Here is a 15426-nt window from a genome sequence, read left to right as displayed (position 1 = left end):
TGATGAAATAGGTCAGATAGCATAATACAAACCATGTTCGGTGTCGATTTACACACACATACACTCATTTCCGATGGTACCTTCTCTCCGGAGCAACTGGTACAGGCTGCGGTGGACTTAAAAATTCATACTTTGGCCGTCACAGATCATGACAGCATGGATGCTTTGTCACGTGCCCAAAATTATGCTCAAGCACATGATATTCAAATTATTTCTGGGGTAGAAGTTTCCAGTCAGTGGTCTAGACCGAATACCAAAAAGAGCTATGGTGTACATATAGTGGCCTTGGATATGCAGGATGATGCGCCGATCAAAGCCATGCTGGAACAGCAGAAAAAAGTCCGTGCCGAACGGGCAAAAGTGATTTGTCAGCTCTTAGAAAAATGTATTGATTTTGATATCTATCCTGATGTGATTGCACAAGTGGATGGTGAAGCAGATCGTGTCACCCGAACTCATATTGCCAAAGCCTTAGTCGAAAAAAATATTGTCAGTCGTCCGCAACAGGCCTTTGACCGTTTCCTGAAAGAAGGCAAAAAAGCCTTTGTAAAGTTTGAAGGCATGGGCCTTAAAGAAACCATTGATGTGATTCATGCCAGTCAGGGGTTCGCCGTGCTTGCCCATCCGACCCGTTATGACCTGTCTGCCACCAATATCCGTTATTTGATTGAGCTCTTTGCTGAATCAGGGGGGGATGCAGTAGAACTACCGCCGAGTATCGAGCCTGCTTCGACACGTCAAATGGTCGATCGCATGATTCAGCAATTTGATCTGGCGGTTTCAATTGGCAGTGATTTTCATGGCGAGAATATGCCGTGGATTAAATTGGGACAGACACCACGCCTGAAAGAGGGGCAGAAAGGGATTTGGGAACGCTTTAAATCACCTGCGCTATGAAAAAAATTAGAATTTTGCTTCATCCTTGTTTTGTTCATGCTGCTTGTATGGGGCGTGCAATGGATGTTTCATGGTTTTGCAGGAGGGGGCTAATAAGTACTGCAACCTTAAGGCTCGTCTGAACGACTAAAGTTTTTATGATTCACGCTGCTGAAAGTAATCGACTAAATAATCCAAAAAGCGTTGTACTTTAGGAGCGATCAGCTCTCGATGCGGAAATACTGCATAAATTGCGGTTGTTTCTACAGAATAGTCGGGTAGAACTTGTACTAATTTTCCTGAAGCAAGATCATCCACCACATGCCAGATCGAATGATTGGAAATGCCAAGACCGGCTAAGGCGGCTTGTCGAACACCTTCACCTGAGTTGGTTGCAAAATATCCTTCGACATGAACCTGTTCAACTTTCCCTTCTGCATTGACCAAATGCCATTGATCGGTGAGACCCTGACCATGCTGCTGTAAGATACAGCGGTGTAACTTCAGATCGGACAAGGTTTTTGGCATACCATATTGTTGTAAATAGGCTGGAGAAGCACAGAGTAAACGTGGATTGGTACTCAAGCGTTTGGCAATCAAGCTTGAACTTTTTAACTGACCAATTCGAATGGCCAAGTCCATGCCTTGCTGAATCAGGTCGATATTCTGATCATTTAAATCTAAGTAAATCTTTAGCTGAGGATGTAAGTGGGAAAATGTGGCAATCACGGGCATTAACACCTGAGTACCAAAAGTGGTTGAGGTGCTAATCCTTAAGGTCCCAGATAAAGCTTGATTTGGAGAGGTTAGAGCTTGCTGTAAATGGACAAAATCGTTGATCCAGCCACGTCCATGCTCAAGCAATGTTTTGCCTTCTTCGGTTAAGGTTAACTTTCGGGTGGTGCGATGGAATAAGCGTAATTGCAGGTTTTGTTCTAGGCGCTGCAATTTCTGACTGGCCACCGACACCGAGAGATTAGCATCCTGAGCAGCTTTGCTGATTGAGCCCAAGTCTGCAACACGAATAAAAAACTGAAAATCTTCTGTATTCATTATCAATAAAATCAGAAAAGTATTTCTTGATTATCGTGGTTTTTCGAATAAATCCCTAGCGCTATTTTTGTATCTAAATCATCACAGGTTGAAGAGACAGATCATGAAATATCACTTTTTAGGAAATTCAGGATTAAAAGTATCAGCGCTGGGGTTTGGTGCAGGAACCTTGGGTGGACAAGGACAAATCTTTGCGGCTTGGGGGCAAGCCAGTCAAACAGAAGCCAATCAAATGATTCGTGCTGGTTTAGATGCGGGCATTAATTATTTTGATACCGCCGATGTCTATTCTGATGGAGAGTCTGAACGGATGCTGGGCAAGGCTTTGGCATCTGAACGTCAACATAATATTATTTCCACCAAAATCGGTATTCGTAGTTCAGACTATCTCAATGATGTCGGATTTAGTCGGCGTTATTTATTGTCCGCAGTTGAACAGTCCTTAACACGCTTGGGAACCGATTATATTGATGTATTACAGCTGCATCAGTTTGATAGCTTTACTGCATTGCCTCAGTTAATGAAAACTTTGGACGAGTTGGTGCGGAGTGGCAAAGTGCGTTACATCGGCGCGTCTAATTTTGCAGGTTGGCAACTGATGAAAGCCCAAGCGATTGCCGAACAATATGGCTATGAAAAGTTTGTGGTCAATCAGGTTTATTATTCATTGATTGGCCGTGATTATGAATGGGAGCTGATGCCCTTAAATGATGACCAGCACATTGGGGCGGTGGTATGGAGTCCTTTGGGCTGGGGGCGATTGACAGGTAAGTTTGATCGCGAGAATCCGATTCCAGCACAGAGCCGTTTACATGAGACCGCGCAATTTGCACCACCAGTCAATGAGGCACATCTCTATGCTGTGATTGATGTGCTCAAACAGATTGCAGTCGAAACTGGCTATACGATTCCGCAAATTGCCTTAAATTGGTTGTTGCAACGACCCACTGTATCCAGTGTCTTGATTGGTGCGCGTAATCAAACGCAACTGCAAGACAATCTCAAAGCTAAGGATATTCAGTTGTCGCTTGAACAGATTGAACGTTTAAATCAGGTCAGTGCGGTTTATCCGCCCTATCCTTATTATCCCTATTGGAATGGACAGTTTACCGAACGCTTTAAGTCCATCGTCCCATCACAATTTATTTAAGTGATGTTAAGCTGAAAAAAATGCCCTCATTGGAGGGCATTGCAACTAGAGTAAGTTATGGTCATGCGCCTGAATCGGCGGTGGGGTTGGGCGACCAAGCGTCCCCAATAATTCGATTTCGATCGAACGTACCATCGCATCAAGCGGTAAGTCATTGCTTTGTGTGCCGAAAGGTTCTTCAATTTCAGTACTTAAAGCATCCAGACCTAAGAAGGTATAAGCGAGGATACCTACGAGCAGCGGTGTAACTAAGCCCAAGAGCGAACCAAGACTGAATGGCAACATAAAGCAGAAGAAATACACGGTACGATTCAGCAAAACCGAATAGGCGAATGGAATCGGGGTATTGGCAATGCGATCACACCCAGTTTGCATTTCGCTTAAAGCGGCAACATGACGGTTCATCTGGGTATAAATGATATCCGATATTTCGCCTTCTTTCATGGCTTGTAACAGTTCCCATTGAATCAGGCTCAAGGTGTACTGCGGCGCATTATGCTGTTGATATAGTTGGGTCAGTGCCTGCTGGCTCAGTCCACTGGTTTCAGTCAATTCGGTTGGATTGGCGGTTTGATGACGCAGACGATCACGCAGTACATTGGCAAAGACAATTACGTTTTGAATAATCCGTTCACGACGTGCTTGGGTCAGCACGCGGCAATCACGGTCAAAATGGCGCGCCGTGGCAATCAACACGCCCCAGAGTTTACGGGCTTCCCACCAGCGGTCATAACATGCGGTATTTTTAAAGCCCAAGAAAATGGACAGTACCACACCAATTAAGGTGAAGCCGACCAAGGGGATTTCTGGGAAACGATACAGATTAACATACTCGACCCCACCAATGATGGCAGAGATCAGCATGACGAAACCGAGAGAGGGCAAAATTTTGGGTAAAATCGTCCCCCGCCATGAGAATAAAACTTTAAAAATACTCGGCTGGTCACGGACAATCATGTTATTTGAATCGTTAATTTTATGTCTTGATATTCCTGTTTGAATTAAGCTTTGTCAAGGCGAGATTGCTTGGTTTGAATAGGGTTGAGTAGTTGTTGTTCAGAAAATGAAAAATAGCCTTCAGCTGAAATAATAAAATGATCGATCAAGTGAATTTCCAGCAGTTTGCAGGCTTGTTTCAGTTGTTGGGTCAGATAAATATCTTCTGTTGATGGTTGTGCTGTTCCATAAGGATGATTATGTGCCACCACAATTTGGCTGGCTTGTTGTTGCAAAGCATAACGGAGGGTTTGATTCAGTGAAACCGTGCAGGAATGATGTGAACCGAAGAAGAGCTTTTTAAAATGCAGTTTTCTCAGTTCGGCATCCAAACACAGCACCGCAAAAACTTCCTGTTTTTCACCTTGCAGTTCATAACGTAAATAGTCGAGCACCAGCGTTGAAGTATCCAGACAAAGTCGTTGTTGCTGAAAATGATTATTCAGATAACGCCGTCCAAGTTCCTTTACGGCCATCAGTTGTGCATATTTGGTTGAAGCAATGCCATTAAATTGGGATAAATCTTCAAGATTGGCATCAAATATCAAATTAAGCCCGCCAAAATGTTGAATTAAAATACGCGCCAATTCCACTGCAGAATGCTGTTTTGAGCCTGAACGCAGAAAAATTGCCAGCAGTTCAGCATCGGATAAGCTTTGTGGACCTTGGGATAAAAGTCGCTCTCTTGGACGCTCTTGTTCAGGCCAGGTTTTAATAGATTGATTCAATCGTTTATTTCCCTTTGATTTTATTGTGATTATTGTTTTAACGGGCAAAAATAATTGCGCGCCTTTTCCTTTTATATGACCTCATCTCAACACAATTCTCGTTTGTGATCTGCGCTGAAATGTTGAGGATGCTACTTGGGTATCCCGTTATTTAATGCTATTGTGAGCGCCACTGCAACAGTAAGGTATCCTGTTTGTGAGCTTCGATCTAAGTGTTATTCCCCATAAAAACATTATATTAGCGGTTACAGGTGGTATTGCTGCCTATAAAAGTGCCATCTTGGTACGCCGTTTAAAAGATTTCGGTTTTGATGTCCGTGTGGTCATGACCCATGGCGCACAAGCATTTATTACCCCACTGACTTTTCAAGCACTTTCAGGCAATCCTGTGCATACCGAATTGCTTGATCCTGAAGCCGAAGCAGGCATGGGACATATCGAATTGGCACGTTGGGCCGATTTGGTTCTGGTTGCACCTGCCAGCTGTGACAGTATCGCAAAATTTGCCAATGGTTTGGCAGATGATCTGCTCAGTACGCTATATCTGGCCACCAAAGCACCGGTTTGGGTTGCCCCTGCAATGAATCAGCAAATGTGGGCAGCAAAAGCGACACAGCGTAATCTGCAAACTTTGGTGGAAGATGGCGTGCATGTGATCATGCCAGATGCAGGTGAGCAAGCTTGTGGTGATGTTGGGCTGGGCCGTATGCCTGAGCCTGAAGATTTGGCGCGTCAAGTTGCAGCCTATTTTCATAAGGCACAACGTGCCTTGGCAGAAAAGTTTGGTCTGCTGGCTGGAAAACGCGTCACCATTACCGCGGGACCCACCCGTGAAGCGATTGACCCAGTCCGTTATATTTCTAACCACAGTACTGGTAAAATGGGTTTTGCCTTGGCAGCAGCCTGTTATGCCGCAGGGGCAAAAGTGACCTTGGTGGCAGGCCCTGTCAGTCTGGATACTCCGAATGGTGTGCAACGTATTAATGTCAGTTCTGCAATGCAGATGCTGGATGTCAGCATGAATCAACTGAAAGACGGTTGTGACATCTTTATCGCAACTGCGGCTGTGGCAGATTATCGTGTGGCACAAGTGGCAGAGCACAAGATTAAAAAAGCAGGTGATGAACTTGCGGTTGCGCTGGTTAAAAATCCGGATATTGTGGCGACCATTGCACAGCAAGATGAGCGTCCTTTCATGGTTGGCTTTGCTGCTGAAACGCAAAATGTTGAAGAATACGCTGCAGGTAAACTGGTGGCGAAAAAACTGGACATGATTGCCTGCAATGATGTGTCACGTCCAGATATTGGCTTTGCCTCAGATGAAAATGCCATGACTGTATTCTTTGCCCAGTCTTATCATATGAAAAAGCGTGAGCTGGAAAAGGCATCTAAACAAGAGATTTCGCAGCAGTTGGTTGAGTCGATTGCGGATGCTTTACGCCGTCGTCTATAAAATTGGACTGATCTCATTTATCAAAATGCAACGAAATCGTTGCATTTTTTATGTATGCTAAATCAGCAATTTCTCTTGTACGCCGGAATACACAGTACGAGGTATTTGCTGAAGACAAATCAAGCATAGCCACAGTTTTTGATAGGATATCCGAATGATTAAAAAAACTTTAGCCACCGTTGTGATGTTATCCGCTTTTGCCTTCAGCCATACGGCAATGGCTGCGGGTTTAGAAGATGATATGAAAACGCTGGGGAAAAATTATAAAGCGTTTAACCAAGCTGCAACGCCACAGGCTGCAACAGCTGCTTTGGATAATATGCGTGCAGCTGCGACCCATTCAAAACAATATAAACTGGCGCCGAATACCAAAGATAAAGTGCCAGCATCGACCGTTTTATTTGACCAGATTGTCGTAGAAATTGATAAAGCTAAACTGCTGGTTCAAGCGGGTAAGCTGGATGAAGCGAAAAAACAAGGCAAAAAGATTGCTGAATTACGTGACCAAGGGCATAAGTATTACACCCATTAATCTATCAAGATTGGTCATCGAAATGAGAGAGCTGTACTTAAAAGAGTGCAGCTTTTTTATTGATATTTGAGACGATAGAAAGACAAAATGCAGACTGAGCATGATTCAGATTTTCTCTGTATGGCAAAGTTGCTACAGTGAAAATATGAATGATGAGAGGTGATGATATGTCCTCACAACAACGTAATTATGAGCGTATTGCTCAAGCGATTCAGTATATCCAACAAAACTTTCAGCAACAGCCACAACTGGATGAGGTCGCTGCGCATATCCATTTAAGCCCAGCGCACTTTCAACGTTTATTTACCGAGTGGGTCGGCACCAGTCCGAAGAAATTTTTGCAGTATATGAGTGTTGAATATGCCAAGCAGATTTTAAAGCAGGAGCAGGGCAGTATTTTTGATGCAACCTTTGCTACAGGACTGTCCAGCACCAGTCGCCTGCATGATCTGTTTATCCAGATTGAAGGCATGACCCCAGCCGAATATAAACATGGTGGACAGAGCCTGACGATTCATTATCAATTTGCAGAGACCTTATTTGGCGAAGTGCTGATTGCGTCCACCCATAAAGGCATTTGTGCGCTGAGTTTTGTGGACAATCGGGCTGATGCTTTGCAGCAGTTAAAGAGCCAATTTCCTCAAGCTCAGTTTATCGAGCAGATTGATGCCTTGCAGCAAAGTGCTTTGGCCTTGTTTCAAAAAGCACCTCGGCAATTGGCTGATATTAAATTGCATTTAAAAGGTAGCGAATTTCAGCTGAAAGTGTGGCAAAGCCTGCTCAAGATTCCAATGGGACAGCTGTCAACTTATGGTCAGTTGGCCAAAGCCATTGATCATCCTAAAGCGGCTCGTGCTGTGGGGACTGCGATTGGCAGTAATCCTGTGGCATTTTTGATTCCGTGTCATCGGGTGATTCAGTCGACTGGTGCTTTCGGTGGCTATGAGTGGGGAACATTGCGTAAAACCGCACTGATCGGTTGGGAAGGTGCACAAACCCATGCTGCTATCTGAACAGATTCAAATCGAAACGGCGATCAGTAAAATCCATGCGGGAGATTGGGAGCTAATCACTGAACAACTCCATCAGCATGGTTTTGCCAAGATTGAGCAGGTCTTATCGAGTGCGCAATGTGAGTTGCTAAAACAGATGTATTCGCAACCAGAGCGCTATCGTAAAACCGTAGAGATGCAGCGTTATCGTTTTGGTCTAGGTGAATATAAATATTTTACTTACCCTTTACCAAATCTGATTGGACGGATACGACATGAGCTCTATCCTTATTTGGCACCGATTGCCAATGCATGGTTTCGGGTGCTGAGCTTAGAACGTTCCTTTCCATCCTCCCATGCTGAATTTTTACAGCAGTGCCATCAACATGGGCAAACGTTGGCAACGCCATTGATCTTGAAATATGGGCAAGGGGGCTTTAATACCTTACATCAGGACTTATATGGTGAGGTGTATTTCCCTTTACAGCTGGTGATTGTGCTGAGCCAGCCCAATGTAGATTTTACGGGTGGAGAGTTGGTCTTCACTCAGCAAAACCCACGAGCGCAGTCTAAAGCCATGGTGATGCAGCCACAGCAAGGTGATATCCTGATTTTCACGACTCAGTTTAAGCCTGAAAAAGGCAGTCAGGGCTATTATCGGGTCAATATGAAACATGGGGTCAGCCCAGTTTATCAAGGGGAGCGTTATAGCTTAGGGATTATTTTTCATGATGCGCTGAGTTAGTCTGATGTGGCGACATTGTGAACTGGCGCAGACCGAGCTGCATCTGAAACTGAAACAGCAGGAAATTTTGTATGCTGGAAACGCACAGCTTAAAATCTATGGCAGATTGACCTGTGCCTCAGGGAAGCGCATGCTGAAAAACAATCGAGTCTTTTTTGTCGATGAGCATGAAGCGATTGCACAGGGCTACCGACCTTGTGGACATTGTATGCGGCAGGCCTATAAGAAGTGGAAAGATGCAACTATTTGATATTGAAGCTGACCCAGAGCAGAATCATTTGCCCTATGACGGTACGGTACAGTACTACGGCAAAGTGGTGCAGACTGCGGCAGCTGATCATTATTTTGATCAGCTGATGCAAACGATTGCATGGGAAAACGACCAAGCCATGATCTTTGGCAAGTTGTTAACGACTAAGCGCAAAGTGGCTTGGTATGGCGATCGGCGTTTTGAATATACCTATTCCAATATAAATAAATATGCCTTGCCATGGACAACGGAGTTACTTGAATTAAAACAACTGGCCGAAAAGCTAACGGGTGAAACATTTAACTCTTGTTTGCTCAATCTTTATCATAGTGGTGATGAGGGCATGGCCTGGCATAGTGATGGTGAAACTGATTTAAAAAAAGATGGGGCAATTGCATCGTTTAGTTTTGGGGCAGAGCGTAAATTTGCCTTTAAACATAAGCAGAGCAAAGAAAAAGTCGAACTCTATTTAGAACATGGCAGCTTATTGGTGATGAAAGACACCACGCAGACGTATTGGTTACACCGTCTGCCTCCCACCAAGAAAGTGAGCGCGGCGCGGATTAATTTAACCTTTAGAACGATTGTATATTGATCTTAGAAAAAAAGGACTGAAAAATCAGTCCTTTTATCTTACAGCAAGAGTGCTTATGCTTGGCCTTGTGCATCAGCATCCGCTTGTAGGCGTTGCATATTTGCTTCAAATTCAGCATCAAAGTTAATTGGTGTAAGCAACAATTGCGGGAAGCTACCCTTAGTCACTAAATCATTGACCGCTTCACGTAAGAACGGGAACAAGATATTTGGGCAGTAAGCGCCCAAGATGTATGGAAGGCGATCTTCTTCTACACCATCAACCAAGAAAATCCCTGATTGGGTCACATCAACGATGAACGCAGTTTCATTTTCGTTGTTTGCTTGAACCACAACTTTTAAAGACACTTCGTAGTGAGTCGCATCAATTTTTTCTGCAGCAGAAGATAAATTGATGTTGAGTTCTGGCTGCCATTGTTTCGTGAAAACTTGTGCACCGGGAACTTCGAAAGAAATGTCTTTGGTATAAATACGTTCTAACGCGAGTTGTGGTTGAACTTGTTCTTCGCTCATTGTTTTTCCTTAAATCTTGGATTTAGATGTTGTTAAGCTAATAATTGGTCGAGTTTACCTTCACGCTCTAAAGCATAAAGTTGATCAAAACCACCGATAAACTGATCTTTAATAAAAATTTGCGGCACCGTACGATGATTGGTACGTTGCATTAACTCAAGACGAACTTCTGGTGCTTCATTGGAAAGATTAATTTCTTTAAAAGCCACACCTTTACGCTCGAGTAATTGTTTTGCACGCACACAATACGGGCAAGACAGCGTTGAATAAATGGTGACGTTTTCAGTAGTCATTTTATCGCTCCTTAAGCTTTGGTTTTGCTTTTCACTAAAGGCAAGCCTTGAGCTTTCCAGTTGCTAATGCCACCGTCTAAGCGGTAACTGTCAGCATGGGCAACTTTTTGCAAGGCTGAGCCTGCAACCTGCCCTAAGTTACAAATGAAGACCAAAGGACGATCACTTGCTTTTAATTCATCAATATGACTGGTGATCTGGCTATATGGAATGTTACGGCTACCGCTGATGTGGCCATCACGGAAATCTTTTCCATCACGCAGGTCGATCAACATGGCATTTTTTGCCTTGACCAAAATACCCAGTGATTGTGGTGAAATTTTACGACCATTGCGTTGTCCTTCTAAAATAAAGAACAACACGATTAACACGCCGAGCGTACCAAATAAGAAGGGGTGATTCCCCATAAACTCTAACCAGCGTTCCACAAGTCACCTAAAGTTAAAATCAAAATTGATGCTGAGTATAACTTATCTCAATGGTGATCAAAAATGTTAGTTCAAGGGCAGAAGCCGAAGAAAATTAACTTTTTTGTTGTGCTTCCTGAATTTCATCCAATAGGCGCAGATAACTGTCTAGACGACGCGGTAAAATTTCACCCGCATCAACCGCTTGTTTCAACGCACAATTTTTCTCGTGGGTATGGGTGCAGTTACGGAACTGACAAAGGCCGAGATGGGCTTCAATTTCAGGAAAGCCAGTTCGTACTTTTTCCAGATTCAGATGCCATAGCCCAAACTCACGGATTCCGGGAGAATCAATCAAGGCACCGTTTGTTCCAAATTTGATCAAACGGGTGGAGGTGGTGGTATGTTGACCGAGCGCTGAGTTCTCTGAAATCACGTTGGTTTTCTGCGCAGCATCGGGAACAATGGTATTGATCAAGGAGCTTTTACCGACACCTGACTGTCCAACGAAGGCCACTGTTTCATTATCCAGACGTGCCGATAGCTCAGAGAGATCGCCACGTGAATGACAAATCAGGGTTTCATAACCCAACGCCTCATACTCACTTAATAGCGTCAGAATCGGATCATTTTCAGTGAGCAAGTCTGATTTGTTTAACACCAGTAAGGCTGGAATATTGGCATCGGCACATGCGACCAGATAACGGTCAATCAATGTCGGTGCCGGTTCTGGCAGCGGGGCAAATACAATCACAATCAAACTGATATTGGCGGCGACGGGTTTGACCTTGTGATAACGGTCTGGACGAGTCAGCAATGACTGTCTTGGATAAATCGCGGTGATAATGCCCAAGCCCGTAATGGGATCGGCTTGCCATTTAACCCGATCACCTGTGACCAAAAGTTCTAGGTTGGTACGGGTGTGACAACGCCAAATGCTGTCGAGCTCGATCGGTTTCCAGAATGGTTCCGGTTCACCTTCAGCCACGTGTGGTTTTTCAGGGTGCTGTTCAGGCACAGATAAAGCTTGTACTTCGAGTTGACGACCATAATGCTGAACAACCAGTCCATCCAGATCTTGCGATGTATCAATGTCGTCTTGACGTGATTTATGCTGTTTCTCAATACGACGTTGCTGTTGTTCGGTTAAACGACGCTTACGAATTAAAGCCATTCATATCCCAAAAAATCCACACTTAGAGGACCGCAAAAATAGCACGAAGCCGCTATAGAATTACAGCCAAGATGTAATTAATTTGCTACTATTGATGTTTTTAAGCACATTAGAATCGCCATCCATGAGCAGCACCCCTGATACACGATTAATTTGGATCGATCTGGAAATGACAGGTCTCGATACCGATAACGACAAGATTATTGAAATTGCAACAATTATTACAGATGACCATTTGAATATCTTGGCTGAAGGACCTGTTTTAGCGGTACATCAATCTGATTTGATTCTAAATGCGATGGATGAGTGGAATACCAAGCAACATGGCCAGTCGGGTCTGATTGAGCGAGTACGCCGCAGTAAGTTAAAGGCTGAAGATGCAGAACAGCAAACGCTTGAGTTCCTCAAGAAATGGGTGAGTCCAAAATCTTCGCCGATGTGTGGTAATTCAATTTGCCAAGACCGCCGTTTCTTGCATCGTTTAATGCCTGAGCTGGAACAGTTTTTCCATTACCGTAATCTGGATGTTTCTTCAGTGAAAGAGTTAGCGAAACGCTGGAGACCGGAAATCATGAGCGGTTTAAAGAAAAATGCTTCACACTTGGCAATGGATGACATCCGTGATTCGATCGCAGAACTGAAATATTATCGGGAATACTTCTTTATCATGAACAACGATAACTAATCGATTGATAGAATATTTAAAAGGAGCGTCCGCTCCTTTTTTAATGCGCCAAAAAGTTTGGGATTGATTAAAAAATCGCTTAAACTCAGCTTTTAATTGCAAACTATAAAAAAGAGAGCGTACATGCAAAGTACCAACCCTATTTTAACGCGGGTAGAAACTTATCAGGATTTGGCTGAACCCATGACCATTCAGGGAGCGATCCAGAAGTCAGTGCTGTTAACCGTGATTGCGGCTGTTTTAGGCATGGCTTTATTTTTCTACTGTGCGATGACCGCCAACCTTTCCATTGCCTATGCTGCGACAATCATCGGGGCCGTAGGTGGTTTCATTCTGGCTCTGATTACTACCTTTAAATCTAATACCGCACCTGCTTTGGCCATTCCATATGCTTTATTTGAAGGGGCATTTTTAGGCGGTGTGTCGTTTATTTTTCAGTTGAAATATCCGGGCGTGCCATTACAAGCGTTGTTGGCGACTTTCGTCACAACTCTAGTTTTATTTGCGTTATATAAATTCCAAGTGATCCGTGCCACTGAAAAGTTTAAAGCCATTGTCATTTCAGCATCGATTGCGATTGCCTTGGTGTTTGTGGTACAGATCATTTTGCGTTTAGCATTTGGTTCAAGCATTCCTTATATCTTTGAAAGCAACTGGTTAGGGATTGGTTTTGCTGCTTTTGTTGCCGTGATTGCATCCTTAAACCTGATCTTGGATTTTGACTTGATTGAAAATGCGGCTGCACAACGTGCGCCAAAAGCATTTGAATGGACCTGTGCCATCGCCTTATTGGCGACTTTGGTATGGATGTATTATTCATTCCTGCGTTTATTGAGCTTACTTCGTGGTGATGATTAAGTTCCAATTTAGGTAAAAATACAAATCGTCTTCACTTGAAGGCGATTTTTTTATGCAAGATTGTAAAAAAGATGGATTATGCAATTCCGCTCTAGACGGAATATTGGCATGATGTGGTGAAAATTTTTCGAGTGAGAATAAGATGTCACAAGGACTTTTAGCTGGTAAGCGTTTTTTGATTGCTGGTATTGCAAGTAAATTATCGATTGCTTTTGGTATTGCATCAGCACTCCACCGTGAAGGTGCAGAGCTTGCGTTTACTTATCCAAACGAGAAGTTGAAAAAACGTGTGGATGATTTTGCAGCACAGTTTGGCTCAACACTGGTATTCCCTTGTGATGTTGCGATTGACGCAGAAATTGACAATGCCTTTGTTGAATTGGCAAAACACTGGGATGGTTTAGACGGTGTAGTGCATTCAATTGGTTTTGCCCCTGCACACACGCTTGATGGTGACTTTACTGACGTGACTGATCGTGATGGTTTTAAAATTGCGCATGACATTAGTGCCTATAGCTTTATCGCGATGGCACGTGCGGCTAAACCATTATTACAAGCGCGCCAAGGTTGTTTATTGACTTTGACTTATCAAGGTTCTGAGCGTGTGATGCCGAACTATAACGTGATGGGCATGGCTAAAGCATCACTTGAAGCTGGCGTTCGTTACTTAGCGTCAAGCTTGGGTGTAGACGGTATTCGTGTCAATGCAATTTCTGCGGGCCCAATCCGTACTTTGGCTGCATCAGGCATTAAATCATTCCGTAAAATGTTAGATGCCAATGAAAAAATTGCGCCACTGAAACGCAATGTGACCATTGAAGAAGTGGGTAATGCTGCATTATTCCTTTGTTCACCGTGGGCTTCGGGTATTACAGGCGAAATCATGTATGTTGATGGTGGCTTTAATACGGTTGGTATGAGCCAGTCAATGATGGATGATGAATAATTAGATTAATCTAAATTATTTGATAAAGCCGCTTTTATAGCGGCTTTGTTTTTTAACAATATGATGGAATTCTAAAAACTATAACCCATCTTTTGAACTCATTTATTATGGTTTTCTATACTGTTAAACCATTGTTCAGGATCTTTAGCGAATAAATACGCATTTGATTTTTAATATGACTGATTACTTTAAATACATTTGGTTCAGCTATACGCTTTTGTTCAGGTATAAACAATACACAACAAAGCTTCTGCGCAATAGCAATGATTTGTTCAATATCTAAAACAAAATTGCCACGCATATCTATTCGAAACTGAATGTTTTCTAATTCACCTTTTTCATACCATGCTTGCCCATCAGTTTTTTCTTCATCCCCGAAACAAACTAAGTCTTCATGCCATGATTTAGATAAGGGGTAATATTTTATAATTTCATCTTTTACATTATTTACTGGACGATTTTTCCAAGTAAAAGAGACATCATAATGACCTTCTGCATCATAAAATCTAGAAACGTCTATCCCATTGGCATTGAACCAGCTTTTGGGAATTAAGCAGACTTTAAATTGCCATGCTGCCATAGGATTTTCTCTGATCTCATTTTTGGGCGAATGCTACGCATGTCAAATTTTACTTAAATATTTTGTCTTGGTGTGTATTTATGACGAGAGTACTTCTCTTACCTTTTTAGAGTCAATTTCTTTCCAGCGAGATACGGTTTTACCGCTAGAAGTACAGTCTCAACAAGTAATTCAATTTTGTAGTCTGAATTATATTTTCTTTTTTTAAATAGTTCATGTAAGTAGATGGCAAAATCTTCGGCTAATTCTAATGAATCAAGGTAAACACTTTTCCTACACAACCGTCCGTTTGATGAAACGCCTACAATGATCATTGAGTCTTCATCATGCTCCCAATGATAAGAGCGGAGATGTTGCGGCAAAAGAACGTTTTTTATATGAACAAGTAAGGTTGCATACTCTACAGTATTTCGATTTGGAAACTCTCCTAACTTTCTAAGCATTTTTGCTTTTCTCCTCTCCCTAAATGCATAGTTAAACATAGACTATGCATAACCAATTAAATTTTCGATCTTACTTAGATTTATTCTGATTAGCGTATGCAACAGTAATATTTACGTCAATAAAAAACTAGTAAGCCTTGTTTCATAATTTTTAACAT

The 15426-nt window shown here is 42.8% G+C and carries 19 protein-coding genes and 1 pseudogene; 11 read left to right on the top strand and 9 right to left on the bottom strand.

Annotated features, from left to right (window positions below):
- Nucleotides 1-33: 33 nt before the first annotated feature.
- Nucleotides 34-897, top strand: a complete 864-nt coding sequence (locus NQU59_RS00750) for a PHP domain-containing protein (protein WP_257064564.1) — start codon at nucleotides 34-36, stop codon at nucleotides 895-897.
- A gap of 135 nt (nucleotides 898-1032) precedes the next feature.
- Here the strand turns inward: NQU59_RS00750 and NQU59_RS00745 are convergent, their stop codons facing one another.
- The gene (locus tag NQU59_RS00745; protein WP_257064563.1) at nucleotides 1033-1929 is read right to left on the bottom strand and encodes a LysR family transcriptional regulator; all 897 of its coding nucleotides are present in this window, start codon (nucleotides 1927-1929) and stop codon (nucleotides 1033-1035) included.
- A 103-nt stretch (nucleotides 1930-2032) separates the two neighbouring features.
- Between NQU59_RS00745 and NQU59_RS00740 the strand changes: the two genes are divergently transcribed.
- Complete coding sequence (locus tag NQU59_RS00740) at nucleotides 2033-3079, top strand: aldo/keto reductase (protein ID WP_257064562.1); 1047 nt, start codon at nucleotides 2033-2035, stop codon at nucleotides 3077-3079.
- Nucleotides 3080-3124: 45 nt separating this feature from the next.
- Here the strand turns inward: NQU59_RS00740 and NQU59_RS00735 are convergent, their stop codons facing one another.
- Nucleotides 3125-4036 (bottom strand): bestrophin family protein, encoded by a 912-nt coding sequence (locus NQU59_RS00735; protein WP_004655906.1) that lies wholly within the window; start codon nucleotides 4034-4036, stop codon nucleotides 3125-3127.
- 44 nt (nucleotides 4037-4080) lie between these two features.
- Entirely contained in the window at nucleotides 4081-4803 is a 723-nt protein-coding gene (radC, locus tag NQU59_RS00730) for a RadC family protein (RefSeq protein ID WP_373462951.1), read from the bottom strand.
- Between the two features lie 196 nt (nucleotides 4804-4999).
- Here radC and coaBC point away from each other — a divergent pair, with 196 nt between their 5' ends.
- The 6 genes from coaBC to NQU59_RS00700 all read left to right on the top strand — a co-directional run bounded on the left by coaBC (nucleotide 5000) and on the right by NQU59_RS00700 (nucleotide 9370).
- The gene (coaBC, locus tag NQU59_RS00725) at nucleotides 5000-6256 is read left to right on the top strand and encodes a bifunctional phosphopantothenoylcysteine decarboxylase/phosphopantothenate--cysteine ligase CoaBC (protein WP_005239779.1); all 1257 of its coding nucleotides are present in this window, start codon (nucleotides 5000-5002) and stop codon (nucleotides 6254-6256) included.
- Nucleotides 6257-6410: 154 nt separating this feature from the next.
- Complete coding sequence (locus tag NQU59_RS00720; RefSeq protein ID WP_005239777.1) at nucleotides 6411-6788, top strand: cytochrome b562; 378 nt, start codon at nucleotides 6411-6413, stop codon at nucleotides 6786-6788.
- A 167-nt stretch (nucleotides 6789-6955) separates the two neighbouring features.
- The gene (locus tag NQU59_RS00715) at nucleotides 6956-7801 is read left to right on the top strand and encodes a methylated-DNA--[protein]-cysteine S-methyltransferase (RefSeq protein WP_005239776.1); all 846 of its coding nucleotides are present in this window, start codon (nucleotides 6956-6958) and stop codon (nucleotides 7799-7801) included.
- Complete coding sequence (locus NQU59_RS00710) at nucleotides 7788-8525, top strand: 2OG-Fe(II) oxygenase (RefSeq protein ID WP_257064555.1); 738 nt, start codon at nucleotides 7788-7790, stop codon at nucleotides 8523-8525. The genes NQU59_RS00715 and NQU59_RS00710 overlap by 14 nt, the downstream gene beginning before the upstream one ends.
- Nucleotides 8526-8529: 4 nt before the next feature.
- The gene (locus NQU59_RS00705; protein ID WP_005239774.1) at nucleotides 8530-8775 is read left to right on the top strand and encodes an Ada metal-binding domain-containing protein; all 246 of its coding nucleotides are present in this window, start codon (nucleotides 8530-8532) and stop codon (nucleotides 8773-8775) included.
- Complete coding sequence (locus NQU59_RS00700; RefSeq protein ID WP_005277294.1) at nucleotides 8762-9370, top strand: alpha-ketoglutarate-dependent dioxygenase AlkB family protein; 609 nt, start codon at nucleotides 8762-8764, stop codon at nucleotides 9368-9370. Before NQU59_RS00705 ends, NQU59_RS00700 begins: the two co-directional genes overlap by 14 nt.
- A 53-nt stretch (nucleotides 9371-9423) precedes the next feature.
- Here the strand turns inward: NQU59_RS00700 and secB are convergent, their stop codons facing one another.
- The 4 genes from secB to rsgA form a co-directional block, all read right to left on the bottom strand.
- Entirely contained in the window at nucleotides 9424-9882 is a 459-nt protein-coding gene (gene secB, locus NQU59_RS00695; protein WP_004804306.1) for a protein-export chaperone SecB, read from the bottom strand.
- Between the two features lie 32 nt (nucleotides 9883-9914).
- A complete protein-coding gene (grxC, locus tag NQU59_RS00690) occupies nucleotides 9915-10175 on the bottom strand; it encodes a glutaredoxin 3 (RefSeq protein ID WP_005239771.1) in 261 nt (86 codons plus the stop codon).
- Between the two features lie 11 nt (nucleotides 10176-10186).
- Nucleotides 10187-10603 carry a rhodanese-like domain-containing protein gene (locus NQU59_RS00685; protein WP_005239768.1) on the bottom strand — a complete coding sequence of 139 codons (417 nt, stop codon included), beginning with the start codon at nucleotides 10601-10603 and terminating at the stop codon, nucleotides 10187-10189.
- 94 nt (nucleotides 10604-10697) lie between these two features.
- Nucleotides 10698-11756 carry a ribosome small subunit-dependent GTPase A gene (rsgA, locus tag NQU59_RS00680; protein WP_043973677.1) on the bottom strand — a complete coding sequence of 353 codons (1059 nt, stop codon included), beginning with the start codon at nucleotides 11754-11756 and terminating at the stop codon, nucleotides 10698-10700.
- A gap of 124 nt (nucleotides 11757-11880) precedes the next feature.
- On the opposite strand from rsgA, the gene orn reads away from it, so the two are divergent.
- The 3 genes from orn to NQU59_RS00665 all read left to right on the top strand — a co-directional run bounded on the left by orn (nucleotide 11881) and on the right by NQU59_RS00665 (nucleotide 14245).
- Nucleotides 11881-12441 carry an oligoribonuclease gene (orn, locus tag NQU59_RS00675; protein ID WP_005239763.1) on the top strand — a complete coding sequence of 187 codons (561 nt, stop codon included), beginning with the start codon at nucleotides 11881-11883 and terminating at the stop codon, nucleotides 12439-12441.
- 123 nt (nucleotides 12442-12564) lie between these two features.
- A complete protein-coding gene (locus NQU59_RS00670) occupies nucleotides 12565-13299 on the top strand; it encodes a Bax inhibitor-1/YccA family protein (RefSeq protein WP_257064553.1) in 735 nt (244 codons plus the stop codon).
- A gap of 142 nt (nucleotides 13300-13441) precedes the next feature.
- On the top strand, nucleotides 13442-14245 hold the full coding sequence (locus NQU59_RS00665; RefSeq protein WP_257064552.1) for an enoyl-ACP reductase FabI: 804 nt from the start codon (nucleotides 13442-13444) through the stop codon (nucleotides 14243-14245).
- Between the two features lie 98 nt (nucleotides 14246-14343).
- On the opposite strand, the pseudogene NQU59_RS00660 reads toward NQU59_RS00665, so the two are convergent.
- A pseudogene (locus tag NQU59_RS00660) lies at nucleotides 14344-14825 on the bottom strand (hypothetical protein).
- A gap of 98 nt (nucleotides 14826-14923) precedes the next feature.
- Nucleotides 14924-15307, bottom strand: coding sequence for a hypothetical protein (locus tag NQU59_RS00655; RefSeq protein WP_257064548.1), 384 nt, complete (start codon nucleotides 15305-15307; stop codon nucleotides 14924-14926).
- Between the last annotated feature and the right edge of the window lie 119 nt (nucleotides 15308-15426).

This window comes from Acinetobacter colistiniresistens, from assembly GCF_024582815.1.
Taxonomy (GTDB): domain Bacteria; phylum Pseudomonadota; class Gammaproteobacteria; order Pseudomonadales; family Moraxellaceae; genus Acinetobacter.
Note: the sequence above shows the minus strand (reverse complement) of the source record. Positions and strands in the feature narration are given on the sequence as shown.

Bases quoted from the DNA above. Each gene is read 5' to 3' on its own strand.
- NQU59_RS00655 (WP_257064548.1), bottom strand. From the start codon at position 15,307: ATGTTTAACTATGCATTTAGGGAGAGGAGAAAAGCAAAAATGCTTAGA.
- NQU59_RS00715 (WP_005239776.1), top strand. From the start codon at position 6,956: ATGTCCTCACAACAACGTAATTATGAGCGTATTGCTCAAGCGATTCAG.
- NQU59_RS00705 (WP_005239774.1), top strand. From the start codon at position 8,530: ATGTGGCGACATTGTGAACTGGCGCAGACCGAGCTGCATCTGAAACTG.
- orn (WP_005239763.1), top strand. From the start codon at position 11,881: ATGAGCAGCACCCCTGATACACGATTAATTTGGATCGATCTGGAAATG.
- grxC (WP_005239771.1), bottom strand. From the start codon at position 10,175: ATGACTACTGAAAACGTCACCATTTATTCAACGCTGTCTTGCCCGTAT.
- NQU59_RS00740 (WP_257064562.1), top strand. From the start codon at position 2,033: ATGAAATATCACTTTTTAGGAAATTCAGGATTAAAAGTATCAGCGCTG.
- rsgA (WP_043973677.1), bottom strand. From the start codon at position 11,756: ATGGCTTTAATTCGTAAGCGTCGTTTAACCGAACAACAGCAACGTCGT.
- NQU59_RS00720 (WP_005239777.1), top strand. From the start codon at position 6,411: ATGATTAAAAAAACTTTAGCCACCGTTGTGATGTTATCCGCTTTTGCC.
- NQU59_RS00700 (WP_005277294.1), top strand. From the start codon at position 8,762: ATGCAACTATTTGATATTGAAGCTGACCCAGAGCAGAATCATTTGCCC.
- NQU59_RS00670 (WP_257064553.1), top strand. From the start codon at position 12,565: ATGCAAAGTACCAACCCTATTTTAACGCGGGTAGAAACTTATCAGGAT.
- NQU59_RS00745 (WP_257064563.1), bottom strand. From the start codon at position 1,929: ATGAATACAGAAGATTTTCAGTTTTTTATTCGTGTTGCAGACTTGGGC.
- NQU59_RS00665 (WP_257064552.1), top strand. From the start codon at position 13,442: ATGTCACAAGGACTTTTAGCTGGTAAGCGTTTTTTGATTGCTGGTATT.
- NQU59_RS00735 (WP_004655906.1), bottom strand. From the start codon at position 4,036: ATGATTGTCCGTGACCAGCCGAGTATTTTTAAAGTTTTATTCTCATGG.
- NQU59_RS00710 (WP_257064555.1), top strand. From the start codon at position 7,788: ATGCTGCTATCTGAACAGATTCAAATCGAAACGGCGATCAGTAAAATC.
- secB (WP_004804306.1), bottom strand. From the start codon at position 9,882: ATGAGCGAAGAACAAGTTCAACCACAACTCGCGTTAGAACGTATTTAT.
- NQU59_RS00750 (WP_257064564.1), top strand. From the start codon at position 34: ATGTTCGGTGTCGATTTACACACACATACACTCATTTCCGATGGTACC.